Source organism: Skermanella sp. (assembly GCF_059503625.1).
On the sequence record NZ_JCACHA010000152.1, the window covers coordinates 1 to 3,688 of the forward strand.

A 3,688-nucleotide genomic window follows, 5' to 3' on the forward strand; every position below is an offset into this window, starting at 1 on the left:
CGAAGGCGCCGATCAGCGATACCGGGATGGTCACCAGCGGGATCAGCGTCGCCCGCAGCGAGCGCAGGAAGAAGAAGATCACCAGGACGACCAGCACGATCGCCTCCAGGATCGTGTGGAAGACGGCGTCGATGGATTCGGCGATGAAGACGGAGCTGTCGTAGCCGATATCGACGCTCATGCCTTCCGGCAGACCGGCGCGGATCACCGGCAACGTCTTCTGCACCGCCTTGGAGACGTCCAGCGGGTTGGCGGTGGACTGCTTGACGACACCCATGGCGACGGCGTTGCGCCCGTTGAACCGGGCGTTCACCCGCTCGTCGCGCGCTCCGATCTCCGCCCGGCCGACATCGCGCAGGCGGACCAGATAACCGGACTCGTCGCGCAGGATGATGTTCTCGAACTCGGCCGGCGTCCGCATGTCGGTTTCCGAGACGACGGTGAACTCGCGCTGGACGCTTTCCACCCGGCCCGCCGGGATCTCGATGTTCTGGCGGCGCAGCGCCGACTCCACGTCCTGCGGCGTCACCCGGTAGGCCGCCAGCCGGGTCGGGTCGAGCCAGATCCGCATCGCGTAGCGCCGCTCGCCGAAGATCCGGATATCGGCGACGCCGGGCAGGTTCTGAAGCCGGTCCTTGACGAAGCGGTCGGCATAGTCGGTGACGTCCAGCGGCGAATGGCGGTCGCTGGAAAAGGCCAGATAGATGATCGGCTGGGCGTCGGCCTCCACCTTGGCGATGACCGGTTCGTCGATCTCGTCCGGCAGGGCGCCGCGTACGCGGCCGACCCGGTCGCGTACGTCGTTGGCCGCCACGTCGGGCTCGCGGGTGATCCGGAAGCGGACGGTGATCTGGCTGGTTTCCGACCGGCTGATCGACGACATCACGTCGATGCCCTCGATGCCGGACAGGCTTTCCTCCAGCGGCTGGGTCACCTGGCTCTCGACGATCTCGGCGCTGGCGCCCTGGTACTTGGTCGTGACGGTGACGACCGGCTCGTCGATCTTTGGGTATTCGCGCACCGACAGGCGCTGATAGGCGACGATGCCGACCAGCAGCACCGTCAGGCTCATGACGGTGGCGAGGACGGGACGGCGGATGCTCAGTTCGGACATCTGCATGGCGGTCAGCTCCCGACCGCAGGGACGACCGTCACCGGCGCACCGTCGCGGATCTTCAGGTGCCCGGCGGTGACGATCACGTCGTCCGGAGCCAGCCCGTCCAGGATCTCCACCTTGGCGGCGCGTCGCTCGCCGGTGCGGACCTTGACCCGCGCCACCTTGCCGTCCACCACCTTGAAGACGAACTGATCGGCGCCGACTGCGACCATCGCCTGCTCCGGCACCAGGATGGAGTTCTCGCGCGTCGTCAGCGTCAGGTTGACGCGGGCGAACAGGCCGGGGCGCAGGGCGTCGTCCTTGTTCGGTACGCGGGCGCGGACATTGATGCTGCGGCCGTTGACGTCGATCAGCGGGTCGATGGCGAAGACGGTGCCGGCGAACTTCCGGTCGGGCACCGCATCGACCACGATGTTGAGCGTTTGCCCGACCTTGACGGAGGGCAGGTAAAGCTCCGGAACGCGGAAGTCCAGCTTCAGCGTCTCGATCGCTTCCAGGTTGACGATGTCCTTGCCGGCCTGGACCACGTCGCCGACGCTGACGCGCCGCAGACCCAGCACTCCGTCGAACGGCGCGTTCAGTTCCAGCTTGGCAAGCTGAGCGCGGGCCAGCGTCACGGACGCCTCGTCGGCCAGCAGCTTGGCGCGCGCCTGATCGCGGGCGCGGGCGCTGCCGGAGCCCTGGCGGTACAGCTCGTCCGCCCGGTCCGCTTCCGTCTTGCTGAGATTGAGGCTGGCGAGCGCCTGATCGACCGTCGCCCGCGCGATGGCGTCGTCCAGGCGCAGAACGACGGCGCCCTTGCGGATCGCCTGCCCCTCGCTGAACCGGATCTCGGTGATCTTGCCGGCGACTTCCGGCCGGATGATCACCGACTCGTCGGAGAACAGCGTGCCGACCGACGTGACCGAGCGCGACACGGAGCCGACCTCGACCTTTTGCGCCTCCACGGGGATGCCGCCGGGCGGTCCACCCCCGCCGGCACCGGCGACAGCAGCCGGAGCCTGGGCGGTGACGGGCATGGTGCCGGCCAGATAGACGTTATAATACCAGTAAGCGGCACCGCCCGCGCCGAGCAGGGCGGCCAGGATGATCAGACGTGAGATCAGCTTCATGCGTCGTTCCGGCCGCCCCTGGTGCGGCGTCCTCCCTGAAAGCTCAGAAAATCAAGGCTCGAAGAATCGGGAGCACACGAAACTGTCAGCGCCCCTTAGCTAAAATTATAATGGCTTTCTTCTGAAACAAAGTCGAGCGCGGCGGAGACCTGTCCGCCGCGCTCGCCGTACTATCGATCGGTATGGGAACGGTCAGCGGTGGCTCAGCATACCCGCCGCCGCACCGAGGGCTTCCCGCCGGGCCGCCGCATCCTCGATCCGCCCTGCTTCCCGCACTGCGTGCTCGTAGGCTGAAATCCGGGCGGCGGACGTCGAAGCAGCCATGCCCTTCTCGATCTCCGCGCGGGTGGATGCGCGGGCCGCGTCGTCGAGCCCGCGGCGATGAGTCTCGCCCTCGGCGACCCGGCCACGGGCTTCGGCCTCGCGACCGCGCGCTTCCGTCTCGCCCTCGGCAACGCGTCCGCGTGCCTCGGCTTCCCGGCCCCGAGCCTCGGTCTCGCCCTCGGCAGCGCGCCCCCGGGCTTCGGATTCGCGGCCTCGGGCTTCCGACTCCCGGCCACGGTCGTCAGACCGGGAACTGCTGGCGCTACGGCTTTCGGAACTCCGCCCGCCACCGCCGCTGCTGGAGCTGGAGCCACCAGCGCTGCCGCCGCCGGAGCTGCCACCGCCCGAGCCGCCGCCGCCTCCACCATCACCGCCCTTGGCATAGGCGGCCGGGATATCGATCAATCCGACACCCAGTGCCACCGGCAATGCCGTCAATCCGACGACCGACAAAACGGCGGCCCACCTTTTCCTTCCTGCTCCAGTTCCCATCCCAACCTCCTCCAAGACATTGATTTTCCGGCCGGTCATCTTATTGCCGCACAAGCCCAAGTTGCTCCGGCGCTCTGGCGGCAAACCGCAACGCTTTGGAATGACCGGAAAATGTGCGCGGACTAAGCTGAAAAATTCGGGAATTTCCTGTCCGTTCGTCCGTCATCACCGTTTATGCTTGTCGGACAAAGCAGTGACAGTTTACGTGTCGGCTGACATCGCAGACCTGCTGCGGCTAAGCCGGCGTCGCTATCCACAGAACCTCAAGGACCGTCATGGCGCGCCTCCGCCGAATCGTCATCCCGAACATGCCGCATCTGGTCACTCAACGCGGCAACCGGCAGGAGCGCACGTTCTTCAGCGACGACGACTACAAATCATACCGCCAGTTGATAGCGGATGCCGCCGCCAAGGCCCGGACGGAGGTCTGGGCCTATTGCCTGATGCCCAACCACGTCCACATGATCCTGGTCCCGTCCGATGAGGACGGATTGCGGCGAACGCTGGCCGAGGCCCACCGGAACTACACGACGCGCATCAACAGGCGCAACGGCTGGACCGGGCACCTATGGCAGGGACGCTTCGGCGCGGTTCTGATGGATGAGGAGCACCTGATTGATGCGGTCAGCTACGTCTCGTTGAA

Annotated in this window: 4 protein-coding genes; 1 reads left to right on the plus strand and 3 read right to left on the minus strand. The window is 66.7% G+C overall.

The genetic code is table 11. The features are described from left to right. The 3 genes from AC5JJ6_RS04165 to AC5JJ6_RS04175 form a co-directional block, all read right to left on the minus strand. Window positions 1-1,120, minus strand: a 1,120-nt coding sequence (locus AC5JJ6_RS04165; protein ID WP_496040838.1) for an efflux RND transporter permease subunit, incomplete at its 3' end; no start/stop codon positions are given. A gap of 5 nt (window positions 1,121-1,125) precedes the next feature. Next, complete coding sequence (locus AC5JJ6_RS04170) at window positions 1,126-2,229, minus strand: efflux RND transporter periplasmic adaptor subunit (protein WP_496040839.1); 1,104 nt, start codon at window positions 2,227-2,229, stop codon at window positions 1,126-1,128. A gap of 192 nt (window positions 2,230-2,421) precedes the next feature. Next, a complete protein-coding gene (locus AC5JJ6_RS04175) occupies window positions 2,422-3,045 on the minus strand; it encodes a hypothetical protein (protein ID WP_496040840.1) in 624 nt (207 codons plus the stop codon). A 275-nt stretch (window positions 3,046-3,320) separates the two neighbouring features. On the opposite strand from AC5JJ6_RS04175, the gene AC5JJ6_RS04180 reads away from it, so the two are divergent. After that, window positions 3,321-3,688, plus strand: a 368-nt coding sequence (locus AC5JJ6_RS04180; protein ID WP_496040841.1) for a transposase, incomplete at its 3' end; no start/stop codon positions are given.

Coding starts and splice junctions, on each gene's coding strand:
- AC5JJ6_RS04170 (WP_496040839.1), bottom strand. CDS start 2,229: ATGAAGCTGATCTCACGTCTGATCATCCTGGCCGCCCTGCTCGGCGCG.
- AC5JJ6_RS04175 (WP_496040840.1), bottom strand. CDS start 3,045: ATGGGAACTGGAGCAGGAAGGAAAAGGTGGGCCGCCGTTTTGTCGGTC.